The following is an 18013-nucleotide window of genomic DNA, read 5'->3' as shown; positions in this document are numbered from 1 at the left end:
GAAAGCAGATGCTTTTCTGCTCCTTATCTGTGTCCTTGAAATCAGATGCTAAACTCCGAAGCTGTGCGTGTACGGTAAAAAAACCGCCGTCATCCTAACAACTAAAACCTAACAAATAACCCCTAATTAGAACCTGGACAACTAAAAATGGCAACTATCCAGCAGCAAAAAATTCGCATTCGCTTGAAAGCTTTTGACCGGCGTTTGCTTGACACCTCTTGCGAAAAGATTGTCGATACTGCAAACCGGACACAGGCAACAGCGATTGGCCCTATTCCCTTACCAACTCGGAAGAAAATTTACTGTCTTTTGCGCTCTCCTCACGTTGATAAGGATTCGCGGGAACACTTTGAAACTAGGACTCACCGCCGCATTATTGACATTTATCAGCCCACCTCCAAAACAATTGACGCTTTGATGAAACTGGATTTGCCAGCAGGCGTCGATATTGAAGTCAAACTTTAAATACACACTCTTGGGAGTTTGCATTTGATGAAGCCCTTTAGAGACACTTCTAAAGGGCTTCGTCGTTGGGATTCTAGGAAAGAGATCGGTTAAAGTAAGTAAAGAATCGCAACTTACCGCAACTATAGGGACAATGGCATCCTCTTCCTCAATCGCAGTTCGAGAACTCCCCCTGTTTCCACTGCCCGAAGTGGTGCTATTTCCAGGGAGACCTTTACCGCTACATATTTTTGAATTTCGCTACCGAATCATGATGAACACGATTCTGGAGAGCGATCGCCGTTTTGGGGTTTTGATGTGGGACCCAGTTCAAAGTAAACCAGCCGCCGTGGGATGCTGCGCTGAAATTATCCACTTCCAGCGTCTTCCCGATGACCGTATGAAAATCTTGACTTTGGGACAGCAGCGGTTTAGGGTCTTAGAGTACGTCCGAGAAAAACCTTATCGCGTCGGTTTGGTGGAATGGATTGAAGACCATCCACCAGAAAAAGACCTCAGAACTTTAGCTTCTGAGGTTGAACAACTGCTCAGAGATGTGGTGCGTCTCTCATCCAAGTTGACCGACCAAGACATGGAGCTACCAGAAGACTTGCCGACCCTTCCCAGAGAATTATCTTACTGGGTTGCCAGTAATCTTTACGGGGTGGCATCTGAACAGCAAGCCCTTCTGGAAATGCAAGATACGACAACCCGCCTAGAGCGCGAAGCCGAAATTCTCACTTCTACGCGCAATCATCTCGCGGCTCGTACCGTCCTCAAAGATGCCCTCCAGTAAGCTTCCTTGGCTGTTAGTCATTAGTCTTCAATGATTAGTTCAGCGCAAAAAGGCCTAACTAACCACTGATTCAAGACTAATGACTACTGGTCCAAGACTAATGACTAAGGACTAAACACGAGCATCTGGTCGCAAGTCATACAAGCCATACCAGTGACGAACTGCAAGCCAGACAGCGCCTAAGAGAGCGGCTACGCTGAGAGTGAGTCCAGTGTAAGGAACGACTAATCCTAAGACTGGCAAAACTGCACCAGCAATCGTGCAAATGACAGCGGCAAGAGAAGCACGGCGGTTTGACCCTAAGCCCCACGCTAAGGCTAGCAAGACAATAGAGATGAGAGTCCAAGCCAGTTTGACATCAATCAGGCGACTGAGATAGGTTAAAGTTAGCAGACAAGCAAAGAAAATTCCGCCAGCGATCGCTACATTTTTTAGACTCATCGGTAGCGATAGATAAAGCAATAATATCCACCACAAGAATACGGCTGGTGCAAGTAACAGCAACCGGGGAAGGATGCCGGTATTGCGAATTGGGCCAGTCGAAGTAAAGACACCAAAGGGATTTTGGACTGAAACGTTGTCGTCAAATACCCAGGTGAATCGGGTGCCCTGTCCCTCAACCTTACTTTCTGTGGGGATAATCCCACTAGCAAAATCCGCTCCAGGGAAGTTAGCCAGCGCGGTGAGGCGGAAATTGGAGAGTAATTGCCCAGTTGCACTATAAACCCAGCGCGGCCCGCCTTGAGCTTTATAGGTGACTTTAAAACTAGCTGTTTGTCCAGGTTCGAGACGGAATGGAAAACCATAGTCACCGGGATTGGCTTGCTGAAGCCGAGTCCCGTCCCGCTCTACCTTATAGCTTTGCAGCAGTGAATAACCGGCAGGCGGCGGAACTTCAAAGAAAAAATTGCTAACATCAGTCAGCGGATTGGTAACTTTATAATCGGCACTGTAGTCAACGCGATAAACTGCGCGACGATCTTGGGCATCTGTGCTTTGGTCAATTTTTACCTGAACTTGCGATTCGCTCAGGGTTAGCAAACGGCTGACTTCCCGCGTATCGTTGACTTTGACGATTTTGCCTTCAACTTGAGTGGTATAAGTGTAAGGCTCTTTGAGGATGTAGCGCACTTGGGGTGCGGGTTGCTCTAGCCTATCACCGGCAACGCTGGCAGCTACCTGAGCGACTCGTGCTTGCTCCCAGTGGTGGTAGCGATTGCCTAAAGTTGAGCTAAGAAAAAAACCTCCCACCATGAGAATTAAAACTAAGGCAGCGTGGGGTAAACTTCGCAGCAATCGGGAATAGCGAACAACCCACTCACCCATGAAAATCGCTTGCTCTGGTTGATCTCGGCGCAGAGAGAAACTTAGTAGCGCGATCGCAATTCCCAACGCGCCAACCAGGAAGACGATGATGAGGAAGGTACTGAGCACCTGCCCCCCAAATTTCATTAGCTCAGCCGGATGCGTTAAATCGGGCAATCCGGGAATGCCTTGAGCAGATTGAAACATAAAAGTTTGGGATTTTGTAGAGACGCTCGATATGGCGTCTGGTTTGAGTTTTAAAGACTACAGTCCCAAAGCTAGAGTTTCCCTACAGGCAGAATTGAATAGCTACCAAAGATTTTGAGCTTTTCAGTATAAGTGGATAATTCTTCTAAGGCGGATTGAACCGATACCTCTGTAGTGTTCGCTTCCAAGTCAACAAAGAACAGATAGTCGCCTAGACTCCGTTTCGTCGGGCGAGATTCAATTCGACTCAGGTTAATGTCGCGACTGGCAAACACTTGTAGCGGTTTGGCGAGTGCCCCAGGTACATTGGCAGGAACGCTGAACGCCAGAGAAGTACAATTGCCGCCGGTAGCGGGTTGTAAACTCAGCACCCAGAATCGCGTGTAGTTGTCCACATAATCATTAATTGGGCAAACCAAAATCGGTAGATTGTAGAGTTGAGCGGCTCTAGAGGAAGCGATCGCCCCCGCTGTTTTGTCCTCATCCAGATACTGTAGCCCCTCTGTTGTTGCATTTGTTGGCACCAGCTGCACCTGCGGCAGAAACCGCTCCAGCCACCCCTGACACTGAGCCAAAGCCTGTGGGTGAGAATAAACTGTCTGAATTGCCTCTAAATTCGGTGCTCGTGACATCAGAGCATGAGAAATTGGCAGTACCAAAGCTTGTTGAATTTGCAGCGTATCCAACTGCCACAGGGTATCCAACGTTGTCGTAACACTGCCCTCAACCGAATTTTCTACCGGCACCACAGCTAGATCCACTTGTCCCTGTGCTGCGGCTCGGAGCGTCTGAGCAATGCTGGGATAGGGACATAACAACGCTTCCTTTCCCATCTGGGTTAGCCAGCTAACATAAGCCAAAGCAGCGGCTTCTGCGTAAGTGCCAGGAGGTCCTAAGTGTGCAACGGATACGACCATTAAAGCTAGCCCTTTATTTTTCCGTGATAGTCATTCTGACACCTTTTTAACCTTTCTCAGAAAGCCGGTGCCAACAAGCCTGTCCCTCGCAAGGGATAGAGTGGAGCTACTTTACGCCCTATCCCAGTGTCTATTTCTTATGCCTCAGAAAGAGGAGACCTGCTTCATAAATTTTTATAATTACAGAATGCTTTAGTTGATGCATTGTTGACTAAAACGGGTTTTAGCTTCAGAAAAAATTCCGTCTGCTTTTTTAAGAACTGTAAAGTAAAATTAATTTAATCCAGCGTACAGAATTACATTCTGTTACCATCCTCTCATGCAAACTCAATTTGTTGCCTCCCAATCTGTTCAAATTGCTGTTCCGGAACAACCAGTTCCCATTCAGCATTATTTGCGTCAGCCCCAACGTCTTGTACAGGCTCTGGTCGATCCAACCCGGATTGAACAACTCAGCGACGAGCTTTTTCGCTTGAAAATGCGCCCCTTAAGCTTTATGACGCTGAGCATTCAACCGATTGTGGATTTAAGAGTATGGGCAGAGTCGGATGGAACGGTTCATTTAACATCCACCAAGTGCGAACTTCGCGGTGTTGAATATATTAACCAACGCTTTGCGCTCAATTTAATTGGTAAGCTTTCTCCATGCCAGTTTAATGGAACAACTCATCTCAAAGGAAAAGCAGATTTAGAAGTAAAAGTTGAGTTGCCACCACCTTTTTTGTTTACGCCTAAGCCGTTTCTAGAAGCGACTGGAAATGCTCTGCTCAAAAGCGTACTGCTAACTATCAAACAACGATTGATGCATCAGCTGCTTTTAGACTATCGTCGGTGGGCAAGTGCTACTCATCATCAGCTCCCTGCGATTAGCAATAAGCCTTCGGAAAGTTTTGAATTTTAAAATTGTTAAAGCGAGTTTATTCGCCTACAGAATTTGGATTAAAAAAATTACACCCATCCACATTCTGTAGGGCATGACGCTGCCATACTCCAAACCTAATTTGGCAATGAATTAAAACATCAGTAAATTCTTTTTATTGATTCCCTACCCGGCAAGGACTAAAAGACATTCGATGTAAACTTGAAGGGCCGTATTGTTGTAGCGCCAATAGATGCTGAGCAGTACCGTAACCTTTATTTGTCGCTAAATGATAGGCAGGATACTTGGTGGCAAAACGCATGATTAGGTCGTCGCGCCACACTTTAGCAACAATACTGGCAGCAGCAATTACCAGCGATCGCTCATCACCCTTCACAAGACTTTGTTGCGGTATCGACAGCTCTGGCAGCAACCACTTGCCATCAACCAGACACATCTGCGGCTGCACCTTTAGCTTAGTGACAGCCCGCTTCATTGCCAACAACGACGCCTGCAAGATGTTGATCTGGTCAATTTCCTTATTGTTGGCATAGCCGATTTTCCAGTCAAGCGCGATCGCTTGAATCTGTTCTGCCAGTTTGCTGCGTCGATAGCTAGACAGCTGTTTGCTATCTCTAACCCCAGCGGCTGCAAGTTCCTCAAAAGCAGACTTCGGTAAAATTACAGCCGCCGCCACCACCGGACCAAATAAAGCCCCGCGCCCCACTTCATCCACACCGGCAACCTGTTCCCAGTCGCCAGCTAACTCTGGCAAATCCGCTAAGTTAAAATTTGGTTTACGGATTCGCTTAACGACGGCGGGGGCATTTTGCACTTCCGGCGACACGATCTTTGACTCCTTGAGAATTTAGCTTCTGAAGAATGAAGGATGAATCATAACAGGATGACAAGATTAAATTTTTAGGTAAATCCCAACGAGCTTTCTGGTTTCATCCTTTCTGGTTTCATTCATCATCCTGCGAAGAAAGCGCCGCTTCGCTAACACCCTTCATCCTTCAGAAGAATCTGTTGCAGAAGACCGACGACGACGCCGCCGATTGATCGCGGGACTACTCTCAGCTTCACTGGAAGAGGCAGCGGAAGCGCTCTCCATCTCCACAGTTTCTTCTATCCTGGTGTCTTGTTGGCTAGTGTTTTCTTCTCTGGGGTCTTCCGGTACCTCAGGCGTTTCCCACTGAATTTGTGGTTCCTCGTCCGTTGCTTCAGTCTCATCTCCCCCATCTCTTAGCTCATCTTCCTCGTAGGCGGAGGATATGTAAGAGAATTTCTCGTCAAGCGCCGACTCGACGCCGGGAATATCCTTATCGATGACGCTAAGAGCTTCTCTGCTTGACTCTACAGATGGTGCAGTTTGGGCAGACTCTCCGGGTAAAGTGACGGAGACAATCGCTGATTTAGGATTTTTGACCTGCCGATTCAAAAGTACCAACGGAGAAATTCCCATCAAAGCATAGATATCTTGTTGCTCTGGTGTCATTTCAATTGAAACAATCTCCGGCGGTTCCACTTCCTGCCTGGAAGGCTTAGGTCGCTCTGGTCTTGACCCTCGACGACCTTCTTCCACAGTGGGTAAAACGGGCAATGGCGAGGCTGTAAATGTCTCGGTGTCTCTAGATACTTCGGGTTCCGCCACTGGACTCTGTCTGAAATGGTTCACCAGTGGGGGGGAAGTCGAGACTCGAACGGGATTTTTAGTCACTTCCTCTCTGAGGGGAGGTTCACCGACACGGCGGCGACGACGACGGCGATTATTGTTATTGACTCCTCCCCGTTCCTGATAACTGGGATGATGCATCAAATCCATTGCATCGTCATCATCCTCATCAACCGCTAGATCTAAGGCTTCACTACGACTTTCAATGCGACTTTCACGGATATCTGGGAGAGGAATTTCCCGGACGCCTAGTTCGTTTCGTTCGGTTCGATAAGGTGCCGTCCGGACTTCCCTTACAGGCACTGGCACAGAATGCTCAGCAATTTCCCCGCTATTTCGGGCAGGCTCACCGGGTAGGCGAACCTGATGTCCCAAGCCGCCGCAGGTCGGGCACGCCTGACTAAACAATTCGTAAATATTTTGACCTTGACGCTTGCGGGTCAGTTCTACTAAGCCGAGTTCTGAGAGTTGAGCAATCTGCGGTCTTGCTTTATCGACTTTCAGTGCTTTGTTAAAGTGTTCCAGCACTTGCAGCTGGTCTCGCCGCTGATCCATGTCAATAAAGTCAACAATAATGACACCGGCGATATTCCGAAGCCGCAGTTGGCGGGCAATTTCCGTGGCTGCCTCGCTGTTTGTCCAGAGGACGGTCTCGCGGGCTGTTGCGGAGCGGGTAAAGGAACCGGAGTTAACATCGATGACTGTCAAGGCTTCCGTCGGCTGAATAATAATGTAGCCACCAGAAGGAAGATCCACTCTTGGCTTCAGGGCTTCTCGAATGGCGGCATTGACGCGGAAGTATTCTAAAATCGGCAGACGCTCGCGGTGATGGTCGATCAAAACCCCTTCAGGCGATCGCCCTCCGCTCCAGCTCAGTAAGTATTGCTTGACTCGTTTGACTCCCGTGTGGGAATCTACCACGATGCGATTGACTTCCGCACTGTACATATCTCGCAGGACGCGCTGAATAAAATCATCGTCCCGATTCAATAGTGCCGGTGCCCTGGTGGAGTTTACCTCTTGCTGAATTGCCTCCCACTGTTTTTGCAGGGACTCCAAATCTTCAATGATAGCTTCTTCCGACCGTCCTTCCGCTTCTGTCCGCACGATCAGCCCCATGCCTGCGGGTTTAATTAAAACTGCTAAAGCTCTCAGCCGGTTGCGTTCGCTCTCACTCTTAATTTGTCGCGAGAGACTCACCCCCCGTCCGAAGGGCATCAACACTACATAGCGTCCGGGTAAGCTGACGTTTCCGGTAAGCCGGGGTCCTTTGTTGCCCGTCGGCTCTTTCATTACTTGTACTAAGACTTTCTGCTGGGGTGTCAGCAGTTCGGTAATCGCACCGGCAGAGCGTTTTAGCCGCAACGGCCCTAAGTCTGTAACATGAATAAAGCCATTGCGCTCTGTATCTCCAATGTTCACAAAGGCGGCATCTATCCCAGGTAAGACATTTTCGACAACACCAAGATAAATGTCTCCAACTTGATGGTTGCCAGTCGCAACGACGAGTTCTTGAATTTGATCTTCCCAAAATACGGCAGCGATTCGATGCTGCTCTGCGATGATAATTTGCTTTGGCATTCAATTTCCTCAAAATTTGCAGCAAGCTTAGGCACAACAGACAGGCGGAAGTTGCTCACTGGCAGAAGGCGGAATGGAATGTATACATTTATCCTTCCGTACCCTTCGGGGTACAACGAAGGGCTGCTCTTCGAGAAGACCTTCGGTCTACGCCCTACATCCTTCATCCTTTCGAGGTGACTCTCACTTTTGCTCAAAAAAAATAACAGTGTCAGCCAGAAACAACTCTGTACGGGCCGGTTTTGTTTTACCTTCTGGTTCAATGACAGCAGGGATAGATTCTAAACCCGCCCCTACCTAGAGAGAATAAAGGTGCGATCGCCCATAGTCACTGGAATCAGTAACCGACAAGCTGGGTCAACTCTTCCCCGATGAATTTAAGTTGCCAGTGCCATCCTTTTTCAAAAAGGCTGAACGCTGGACTTTGCCAAGAATGAACAGAAAGTCTCAAAGAAAAGCTAGCTGCGCGAGCGCCACCATGACAGGTTCACACGAGGGGCAACCCGATGGAGCCTCGATCCGCAATTGCTTCTATTGTGATGTATTATATCGCGCTGTTACTCCGATCGGACGTAACTTATATTGGCAATGGCGTTAGCGAGAACATTGTCAGCCTAAGCTTGCACAATTAGATTGCTAACCGACAATCGAAGCTTGCTTCCGCAAGCTAGAAATGGTAGCGATCGCGTGCTGTGCTACTCGATCGATCTCCTCCGCTGTATTCTGCCGTCCAATCCCAAATCGCACCGACGCATAAGCCAGCAGTTCCGAGCGTCCCAGCGCCGTCAGGACGTGAGAGGGAGACACTTTGACAGAGGTACAAGCCGATCCAGAAGACACTGCTACCACTGGTTGCAATCCTAGTAAGAGCGCCGCACCATCTACACCCTCGACACTGATATTAAGGTTTCCTGATAGTCGCTGGGTGGGATGCCCATTTAAATGAATCCCTGTCAAACCGCTTAGTTGCTTCCACAAGCGTTCCCGCAACTCGGTGAGGCTTTGCGTCTGCGATTCCAGTTCCGTGAGTCCGAGTTCTACTGCCTTGGCAAACCCAACAATTTGCGGTGTATAAAGAGTACCAGAGCGCATCCCCCGCTCATGTCCGCCTCCATGCATTTGGGGTGCCATTTGGACTCTAGGGTTGCGGCGTCGGACGTAAAGAGCGCCGATTCCTTTAGGGCCATAGACTTTATGGGCAGTCATTGACATCAGACCGATGTTCATCGCCGCTACATCTAGGGGAATTTTGGCAATTGCTTGCGCTGCATCCGTATGGAAAAGTACCTGATGCTGGCGACAAATTGCCCCAATTTCTGCTAACGGCTGTATCACTCCAATTTCGTTGTTCGCCGCCATCACCGAAACTAAAATCGTGTCCGGACGAATCGCTTTCTGTAACTGGGTTAAATCAATAAGTCCATCGCTTTGGACTGGGAGGAAAGTCACCTCGAAACCAAGCGATCGCAAATAATCACAAGGATCGAGAACCGCATTATGTTCCGTCTCTACGGTAATAATGTGGCGTCCTTTCTGAAAATAAGCTTCCGCGACACCCTTAATGGCTAAATTATTCGCCTCTGTCGCACCGCTAGTAAAGGCAATTTCTTCCGGTGTGGCATTGATCGCGTCTGCCAAAATTGCTCTTGCTTGTTTAACAGCAGCTTCCGCTTCCCAGCCGTAGACATGGGTAATACTGGCAGGGTTGCCAAAATGCTCGGTAAAGTAAGGCAGCATTGCTGCTAACACCCGCTCATCAAGAGGTGTCGTTGCGTGGCAATCGAGATAAATAGGGCGCTGAGTCAATTGTTTCGGGGAATGGTTCACAATCCCATTTTGGCAAATTGTCGGTTCAGCAATTGAGGATACGATAGCCATCGCCTCAGAGCGGTGCAGAAGAGGGTTCCCATGAGTCTGACTATCCGGAATCTAGAAAAGCTGCAAGAAAAATGGTGAATGTTTTAGGCGATCGCTTTCTAGGCTTTCTAGAAAAATTATCCCCAGATCCTCAATATTTTAGGGCGACGATTGCCAAACCTCAATTTTCCCCTCCTCACCATTGCTGACCAGGGTTTTCCCATCAGGACTGAAAGCAACAGAATTTACAGCGCCTGAACGGTTAGAAATCGGGCTTTTCAGCTCTCCTGTTTGTGGATTCCACAGCTTGATTGTATTGTCCCGACTCCCACTCGCGAGAGTCTGGCCATCGGGACTGAAAGCAACCGAATTAACATAGTCTTTATGGGCAAAGATAGTTTGTGTAGGGCTACATGGCTGTGCGCCTTTACAACCCTTCAAAAGCTCTTGCAGATTCCATAGATAAACTTTATCGGAAATGTTGCTAGTGGCGAGAATCTGACTATCTGGGCTAATAGCGACAGCAGGAACACCATTGTTTGAAGGCTCAGAGACGGTGCTAATCAAGGTACCTGTGGACAGATTCCACACTTTGATTGTTTTGTCATCGCTGCCACTGACAAGAGTTTGTCCATTTTGAGCGATCGCAACCGATAAAATAAAGCCTGAATGCCCCTTAAGAGTATTTTTCAGTTGCCCCGTACCCAGGTTCCACAGCTTGATTGTCTTGTCCTTACTCCCACTGGCGAGAGTTTGTCCATCTGGGCTAATCGCAATCGAATAAACCCGGTCTTCAGATCCTGAGTTGAGGGTTTGCAGTAGTTGCCCAGACTGCAAATTCCACACTTTAATGGTTCCGTCACCACTACTACTTATTATCTTCTGCCCATCAGGGCTGAAGGCAATAGAATAAACCCAGTCTGAATGACCTTTGAAAGTTTGCAGTTGTTGTCTCGTCCTTAAATTCCACAGCTTGATAGTGTTGTCGTCACCACCGCTTGCGAGGGTTTGACCATCCGGGCTAATCGCAACCGAATAAACATTTTTTGAATTCCCAATAAAAGTATTGGCTAAAGCAATATTTTCTATCCGACCCCAAGAACTATTCAGTTTTTGTAACGACGGTGATGGACTATTTGCGATTTGTAATAATGGCAATGAATTACTTTGTTTTGGAAAGTAATAAATCCCCGCTGTTAGAGCGAAAGCAGTGGCAATACCGGCTCCAATTCCTATCAGCCGACGAGATTTATTTCGAGGAGTCGCAATACCAGCATTGCCAAGGGGTGCATCTGCCGGGGATACCGATAACTCAGCAACCGCGTCCTGGTTGGTTTGTAACTCAATTGGGGAGGTTTGAGGTGGTTGTGTAGAGGTGACGAGTGGTTGATTCGTGGCTGCTGGTGGCGTTAGGGTTTGTGTGGGCGGTACATGATAAGTCCTCGTTGACTGTTGAGAATTGACCCATTGAAGTGCTTGCAAAGCTTCGGTTGCTGTTTGGTAGCGTTGACGGTGGTCATAGTGCACCATTTTGTCCAAAACATCTGCGAACGGCTGGCTGACTTGCACCTTGTCCTGCCAAATCATCTCGCTGGTTATGGGATCTTCTGGTAACTGGCTGGGCGGTATCCCTGTAATGGCTTGGATACCAATCATTCCCACTGCATAGATATCGCTGCAAAATCGCGGTTTGCCGCCGAGTTGTTCATTCGCCATGTAACCGGGCGAACCAATCGCAACCGTTAAAGTTGTATTTCCTTCAGCGTTAGTTTGTTGAGCGCTAACTTGTTTAACTGCCCCAAAGTCAATTAAAACTATCTTTCCATCTGGTTTGCGTCTAATTAAATTTGAAGGTTTGATATCGCGGTGAATGACCTCTTGCTGATGGACAAATTCTAATATTTTTAAAATTCCCCCACAGAGGGTCATCACCTGATTTTCACTCAACTGCTTGCCAACAGGTAATTCTTGCTTGAGTTCATGCCCTTCGATAAATTCTTGTACTAAATAGAACTCTTGCTCTTGTTCAAAATGAGCCAAAAGTTGGGGAATTTGATCGTGTTTTCCCAGCTTGTAAAGGACTTGGGCTTCTCGATCGAATAAACGTTGCGACACCTGCAAAGTTAAGGGGTCGGTCGTTTGGGGTTTGAGTTGCTTAACAACACACAGTGGATTGCCGGGTAGCTGCCGATCCTCAGCAAGGTAAGTTTGACCAAAACCCCCGCCTCCCAAGTGTTTGACGATGTAATAGCGACCACTGAGCGTTTTTCCCAGCATGACATTTGTACAGTGTAGTTGTCTGATAGTTTAGCCTTGAGAATCGGGAAATCCACAGAGTGCGCGAACTGACAAGTCAGCGCTAGGCTAACGCCTCGCTTCGCTAACGCGATCGCTATTCGCCCCTTGTTTCCCCAACCACGGAGTGCTTTAGGGCACGCGCCAAACCTTAATCGTTCCGTCCAGGCTACTACTGTAAATCGTCTGTTCATCTGGACTAATGACAATTGAGAAAATTGTGTTGGAATGCCCCGTCAGAGTGCGGATCAATTCTCCCGTCCGCAGATTCCACAATTTCAGACTGTTTTCCCCAATACCACTGCCACTCAAGAGCATCTGACCATCTGGACTGAGCGCAACCGCATACACCCCCCCGGAAAAAGAGCCATTCGGCAATCGAGATCCATGAGGAAAGGTATTCAGGAGTTCACCTGTTTGTAAACTCCACAATTTTGTGGTTCCATCTGGACTGCCACTCGCCAGGGTCTCACCATTCGAGCTAATTGCGATCGCCCTCACTGCCTCGATATGTCCCCCAAAGGTGCGGCGCAGTTCGCCCGTCTCCAAATTCCACACATTGATGTCATAAACGTTACTGCTGACCAGGGTTTGTCCATCTGGACTAATGGCAACATTCCGAACGCCCTCATCTAGCCCTTCTTTTACCCCGGTCAACGTTCGCACCAATTCACCCGTTTGCAGGTTCCACACCTTAATGGTCTTGTCCTGACTACCGCTAACGAGTGTCCGACCATCGGGGTTAATCGCAACAGAATACACCTCCCCGGAATGGCCGTCCAGAGTGCGAAGCAGTTCCCCCGTTTGCAGGTTCCACACCTTAATCGTTTGATCGGCACTCCCAGTAACGAGAGTCTGACCATCCGAGCTGATGGCAACAGAATAAACATATCCTGAGTGCCCAGTCAACGTGTGAATGATTTCTTTGGTGCGAAGGTTTCTAATCTTAATCGTTTGGTCGAGACTGCTACTGACAAGGAACTGACCATCCGGGCTAAGTGCAATCGATGTAACGCCGCCTGCATGACCGGGGAGCGTCCTGATCAAAGCAATTTTTTGGGGTTTTTCCCCAATGCTAGGAGATTTTTGAAAATAGAAAATTCCGACTGTCAGAACTAGAGCCGTGGCAATACCTGCGCCAATTCTGATTAGTAGAGGAGCCTTATTTGGGATACGAGAAATCCCTTTTTGAGCAGGCTTGGGTGGTGCTTTTGGCATGACCGATGTTGCCACAGAAGAATTCTGGTTTATCGGTTGCACTGCTGATGAGATTTGAATCGACACAGTCTGCGTGACAGGCACCAAAGAATCCGTCGGTAATGACCTGACATTATCAGTCGGGGATGGCATCTGCTCCGTTACGACATCAGTATTGAACTGCTGGAGCGCCTGCAAAGCTTCGATTGCTGTTTGGTAGCGTTGGCGGTAGTCATAGCGCACCATCTTGTCTAAAACGTCTAGTAGGGGCACCGTATAGCGCTTCCCCACTGACAGGCGATCGCGCCATAAAATTTCACTGGTTTTGGAGTCTTCTGGCAGTTGGGATGGCGGTAATCCGGTGAGAGCTTGAATTCCCAGCATCCCTACAGCATAAATATCGCTGCTAAATCGGGGTTTACCGCTGAGTTGTTCATTTGCCATATAACCGGGCGAACCAATAACCACCGTTAAAGTTGTCTCCCCTGCGGCACTCACTGTCTGAGTACCGACTTCTTTAACGGCTCCAAAATCAATCAAGACTAATTTGCCATCTTGCTTGCGCCTAATTAAATTTGACGGCTTAATATCCCGGTGAATGACATCTTGTTGATGGACAAACACTAAGATTTCTAAGACATCTTGTAAAAGGACAAGGACTAAGTCCTCACTTAATTGCTTCCCAAGGGGTAATTCTTGTTTGAGTTCATCGCCTTCGATGAATTCTTGTACTAAATAAAACTCTTGCTCATCCTCAAAATGAGCTAAAAGTTGTGGAATTTGATCGTGACTGCCTAAACGATAGAGGACTTGAACTTCCCGATCGAATAAACGTCTGGCTACCTCCAAAGTTAAGGAATCGCTAGCTTTGGGTTTGAGTTGCTTAACGACACATTTTGGATTGCCCGGTAGCTGCTGATCTTCGGCAAGGTAAGTTTGGCCAAACCCCCCGCCTGCCAAGTGCTTGATTATTTGGTAGCGACCACTGAGCGTTTTTCCCAGCATGAGGTAGATGCAGTGTTCTGGCAGTTATTCTAGATTAGTCCCCAAGGCTCTGGTTTTGCTTGCTAGCCTTAGATGTTTTAACGCCTAACCGCTACCCCTGAAAGAGTAATCAGGAAGCTTTTCCAGTTTCACCGATTGCCTAACTGAGTAGAAACACTTGTCTCGCTTTAGATGACTCCTGACTCGTCCAGGAATGACAACAGCCTGAGAAGTGCAACAAATGAATGAAACATAAATTGTACACTTCGGCGCGATCGCACACCTTCCGGAAACAATCTAGGGCGACTCCCACCTGATTATGGAAGCACGCCCTAGGAATTTGCTTTCAATAAAATACTGAAACAGGGCAGTCGATCGACGATCTACCCAATTTTAACGCTAGCCTACTTTTTTTGCTGCCTGCTGACTGCGGGCGTAGTCATCTTGAAAACGAACAATGTCATCTTCTCCCAGATATTCCCCATTCTGAACCTCGATTAATATCAGGGGAATCACACCTGGATTTTCTAGGCGATGAGTGTGGCATTGAGGAACATAGGTCGATTGATTACTGCTCAGAGTCAATTCTTGCTCGCCGCAAACAACCTTTGCTGTGCCTGAAACCACGATCCAGTGTTCGCTGCGGTGGTAGTGCATTTGCAGGCTGAGTCGGTGGCCAGGCTTCACTTCAATACGCTTAATTTTGTAGCCTCGCCCTTCTTCCAGAATCGTGAAAGAACCCCAAGGGCGCAATTCCGTTGCAGCAATGCCGTTGGTCGCTATCGAACTGGGTAAGGGGAAGGTAGAAGTCTGAGAAATTTCTTGCGCCTGAGCCATTGGTTGTTTCTCCTTAAAACCGTTGCTTTATCAGCATGGTGAATACATTTTGAGAATGGACGATGGTGGTGAGCGATCGCTGACACATTGAGGTAATCTTTGCCAAACATAGCAAATCAAACCAGGCTGTTGTAACCGTAAACTACGCAATTCCAGCAATCTACATCAAGTCTTCATAGAAGTTTTAACGGTTGACAATTTGCCTAAATCGCCAAAGATTCCTAAGTCAGTAGCTACCGGCTAGGCTGGAAGAAGATCCCAAGACCGTTGTGAACGCGGGCGGCACTGGAGGGAGGGCGATCTAGGAGCTGTCCCCCCAAGTAGAGGCTGGTAGAGCTGCCACCGTCGAGGTTGAGGGCGTCAATCACGCCCATTTTTTGCATTAGGGCAGCCATTTCTCTCAAGGTAGGCCCGGTTCCCCCGACGCGATTGTGAACAGCAACAATCATCAGGTTGCCGTCTGCGGTCGTTCCAATCGCACTGCGAATTGCGGCTTGCTTATCAAAGGCGTCGCTAAATTGTTCGCCTTTAGCATTCAGCACAATTTGCCGATTTTGTAGCAGAAGAGGACCAGCACCGACAATCTGCGGGTAGCTGTTAAAGTCTCCAGGAACCGTTGCACCCTCTACCCGTACTTTTGTGCCGAGCGGGAGAGAACCGGCTGGCCCTCGGTTGGCGCGTAGGGTAAGTAAGAAACCATCGCGAGGAATGGGGAAGGCAGTTTTACCCGCAATCCCTCCAGGTAGAAGGTTGGTGACTTGCTTGTTCTGGACAACGACAATAATTTCATCATCAATGAGAGGCGTGTAGGTCGCTCCCCACTCCGGGGTATAGCGGGAAATCCCTGCCTTGACGTAGCCACTGTTGAGGAAAAGAATCGGCAACCGCGCACCCGTTGCGGTAATTAAAGTTTCTTGGAGCGCCAGTCGCCCGATTTTCACCGCTCCCGTATCATTCCAGGCGATCGCGCCCCGATTCAGAATCGGCCCAGATAACCAGCGCCCATCCCGCCGAATTGCGCCTAAAGGCAACTGGTTCTTGCGATTAAAAAAGCCCCCGTTGACTGCCGCCGAGGCGTGCCACATCTGGGCTGTCTCGCTTAGAGGAGCGACTCCCTCCATCTTGGAAGGATGGCTCCAGATCGGTTTAATTTTAAAAAGCGGCAAGTTTACACCCCTCTGAAGACGAGGATTCAGTGTCAGCCCAACTACTGGAAATCGGGAAGAACCCAAACTCACATATTGCTGTCGCCAGCGGATGCCTTTCGCCCAGAGAATATCTCGCTCTACCATTGCCTCTGGAAGAAAATCGATAATCAATCGATTCGGGTTGGGGAGGGTGGAAAAGCGAGGAGATAGACCAGATGGAATGTTGATGCGGATTTGGGTCTGGTTCCGAATCGATGCCAGCACAGGAGTCGGTAATTTCGAGCGATGGGGAAATGGAACCATCGCGGGAATCTCTCCTTCTGTTTCCCTGTCCCTCTCTGTAACCTTCCCTTGCTTCGGAGCCTGTAGCAGCGGTACTGGTGGATCGGAAGAAAAACGCTGGAGAAGACCAGGAGCAGCCGCTGCATCGATTGTGACGACTAATTCCTCACCTTCTTTTCTCACTTGCCACGGCGTCGGACGATCGAGATCGATGGTCATCCGCGAACCCCTCGGTTGCAGCGTTGATTGAATCTCTGCCACTTGTGCTGGCTTAGAGGAAATTAAGAGCTTGGTGCCCTTTACCTCAAGCTGCCAACCCGCTCTCTGGGCGAAATCGGTAATATCTAGATAGCGATACGACCCCAGTGCCTGCGTCGCCAACATTAGCGGTTGCGTTGCTGGTTGGGAAAACCACTGCACCGGCTGACTGGTGGCATCCCCAGTATTTAAAAGCTCTACCCCCAATGTTTGAGCCATTCCGGCATCGGTAATTCCGGTGCGGATAGATGCCCCCAGCCGCCACTGACTCCAAGTGGCTGGCAAGGTGCGACCATTGATAGAAACTTGATAACCCAACCGAGAAATCTGAGGCGATGCTGAAGGCACCAACGCCTGTGTGGTTAGGGGCAATTCCGGTGCCGGTAATTTTTGAAGTTTCCCAGTGGGAGCTGCAACAGCCAATCCTTGATGGGGCAACTGGTTGGGCGAGGAGCTGCTGAGAGCGGCATAAAACTGTAATCCTTTGGGGGGGAGCCTATGGGGGGCTACGGGCAGCTGCTTGGCAGTCGGTGGTGCTATCTGGCTCTTTTCTTCCCTCTCCCGTACCTTTAGCACCGGCTCTTTAGTGCTTCCGACCGGGGAAGAAGTCGCCATGTAAACTGAGAGGGCAATAATGGACGGGAGCGAGAAAGCGATTAGGCGACCGGGGGCAATTATGCCCGCCACACCATCGAACGTCTCACTCTGTGACGTCGTTCTCCTGATCATTCGACAACATCAATAAATAGGGCGGCTCTTCTGTAGCGGCGTATTTGCCATACACCTGGATAATGCTGGATGCGTGTCTACAGAGTCACGACTTCTAAAATAACTCAGCGCGTCAGCAGCACAACTATCAAAAAACAATGACTTTATCTTCTCAAGCCCGCTTTTTTAGCTTCATAATAAAAAGCATAACCGCAGGGTTCGGAAAAACGCTTTATTCAACAACTCAATAAGGCGAAGTCTTTGCTCTCAATGCAGCGGCTAAAGACATAGCCCAGGCTAGACTTGGTGTTGACGATAGCCCCTACAATTTGTTTATCCTAGCTCTATGTCTTGGGGATGCTTATCAGTCCCTTGACCGGCGTCGGGTATTTATGTTAGGCATCTTGAAAATAATGATAAGATGTCTAATCCGTCACTCTTGTAGGCTGCTGGGATAGGAATCGGGTTAGAACGAGGTTCTTAACAGCACCTTGCGGGAAGCGATCGCTCTGGCAACCAGTTTTGTCACCCTTGGCTCTAGCGCAAAAAAGTAGAAAAAATAGTAATGTCATTCAGTTGCAGCCTTCATGGTCAAATGGCATCTATATCTCGATAAATCAGCCTTTGGAGGCATCACCTAGTCTCGGCGAGAGAAGACTGAAA

Annotated in this window: 13 protein-coding genes; 4 read left to right on the top strand and 9 right to left on the bottom strand. The window is 48.6% G+C overall.

Translation table 11 applies throughout. The annotated features are described in order from the left end of the window. Window positions 1–147 precede the first annotated feature (147 nt). Window positions 148–465, top strand: a complete 318-nt coding sequence (rpsJ, locus tag H6H02_RS03640; RefSeq protein ID WP_190415403.1) for a 30S ribosomal protein S10 — start codon at window positions 148–150, stop codon at window positions 463–465. Window positions 466–598: 133 nt separating this feature from the next. Continuing rightward, the gene (locus H6H02_RS03635) at window positions 599–1240 is read left to right on the top strand and encodes an LON peptidase substrate-binding domain-containing protein (protein ID WP_190415401.1); all 642 of its coding nucleotides are present in this window, start codon (window positions 599–601) and stop codon (window positions 1238–1240) included. A 111-nt stretch (window positions 1241–1351) separates the two neighbouring features. Here H6H02_RS03635 and H6H02_RS03630 read toward each other — a convergent pair whose 3' ends face one another. Continuing rightward, window positions 1352–2752, bottom strand: a complete 1401-nt coding sequence (locus tag H6H02_RS03630) for a hypothetical protein (protein WP_190814726.1) — start codon at window positions 2750–2752, stop codon at window positions 1352–1354. 71 nt (window positions 2753–2823) lie between these two features. Further along, window positions 2824–3669, bottom strand: coding sequence for a prephenate dehydratase (gene pheA, locus H6H02_RS03625; protein ID WP_190814724.1), 846 nt, complete (start codon window positions 3667–3669; stop codon window positions 2824–2826). A gap of 319 nt (window positions 3670–3988) precedes the next feature. On the opposite strand from pheA, the gene H6H02_RS03620 reads away from it, so the two are divergent. Further along, window positions 3989–4570 carry a DUF1997 domain-containing protein gene (locus H6H02_RS03620; RefSeq protein WP_190814722.1) on the top strand — a complete coding sequence of 194 codons (582 nt, stop codon included), beginning with the start codon at window positions 3989–3991 and terminating at the stop codon, window positions 4568–4570. Window positions 4571–4703: 133 nt separating this feature from the next. Here H6H02_RS03620 and H6H02_RS03615 read toward each other — a convergent pair whose 3' ends face one another. Together H6H02_RS03615 and H6H02_RS03610 are read right to left on the bottom strand one after the other, a co-directional pair. After that, window positions 4704–5303, bottom strand: a complete 600-nt coding sequence (locus tag H6H02_RS03615; RefSeq protein WP_199328975.1) for a ribonuclease HII — start codon at window positions 5301–5303, stop codon at window positions 4704–4706. 234 nt (window positions 5304–5537) lie between these two features. Further along, a complete protein-coding gene (locus H6H02_RS03610) occupies window positions 5538–7784 on the bottom strand; it encodes an Rne/Rng family ribonuclease (RefSeq protein WP_190814720.1) in 2247 nt (748 codons plus the stop codon). 506 nt (window positions 7785–8290) lie between these two features. Here H6H02_RS03610 and H6H02_RS27515 point away from each other — a divergent pair. Beyond that, window positions 8291–8416, top strand: a complete 126-nt coding sequence (locus H6H02_RS27515; RefSeq protein WP_277922508.1) for a hypothetical protein — start codon at window positions 8291–8293, stop codon at window positions 8414–8416. A gap of 4 nt (window positions 8417–8420) precedes the next feature. Here H6H02_RS27515 and H6H02_RS03605 read toward each other — a convergent pair whose 3' ends face one another. From H6H02_RS03605 to H6H02_RS03585, 5 genes are all read right to left on the bottom strand, one after another. Then, on the bottom strand, window positions 8421–9590 hold the full coding sequence (locus tag H6H02_RS03605) for an IscS subfamily cysteine desulfurase (protein ID WP_190814870.1): 1170 nt from the start codon (window positions 9588–9590) through the stop codon (window positions 8421–8423). A gap of 210 nt (window positions 9591–9800) precedes the next feature. Next, a complete protein-coding gene (locus tag H6H02_RS03600; RefSeq protein WP_190814718.1) occupies window positions 9801–11918 on the bottom strand; it encodes a serine/threonine-protein kinase in 2118 nt (705 codons plus the stop codon). A gap of 150 nt (window positions 11919–12068) precedes the next feature. Then, complete coding sequence (locus H6H02_RS03595; protein ID WP_190814716.1) at window positions 12069–14138, bottom strand: serine/threonine-protein kinase; 2070 nt, start codon at window positions 14136–14138, stop codon at window positions 12069–12071. A 378-nt stretch (window positions 14139–14516) separates the two neighbouring features. Beyond that, entirely contained in the window at window positions 14517–14954 is a 438-nt protein-coding gene (locus H6H02_RS03590) for a cupin domain-containing protein (RefSeq protein WP_190814714.1), read from the bottom strand. Between the two features lie 233 nt (window positions 14955–15187). Next, the gene (locus H6H02_RS03585) at window positions 15188–17371 is read right to left on the bottom strand and encodes a phosphodiester glycosidase family protein (protein ID WP_242040545.1); all 2184 of its coding nucleotides are present in this window, start codon (window positions 17369–17371) and stop codon (window positions 15188–15190) included. Window positions 17372–18013: the final 642 nt, after the last annotated feature.

The organism is Coleofasciculus sp. FACHB-1120, assembly GCF_014698845.1.
In the GTDB taxonomy this organism is placed as follows: domain Bacteria; phylum Cyanobacteriota; class Cyanobacteriia; order Cyanobacteriales; family FACHB-T130; genus FACHB-T130.
The sequence above is the reverse complement of the archived record's forward strand: the minus strand, read 5'-3'. Positions and strand labels throughout refer to the sequence as shown.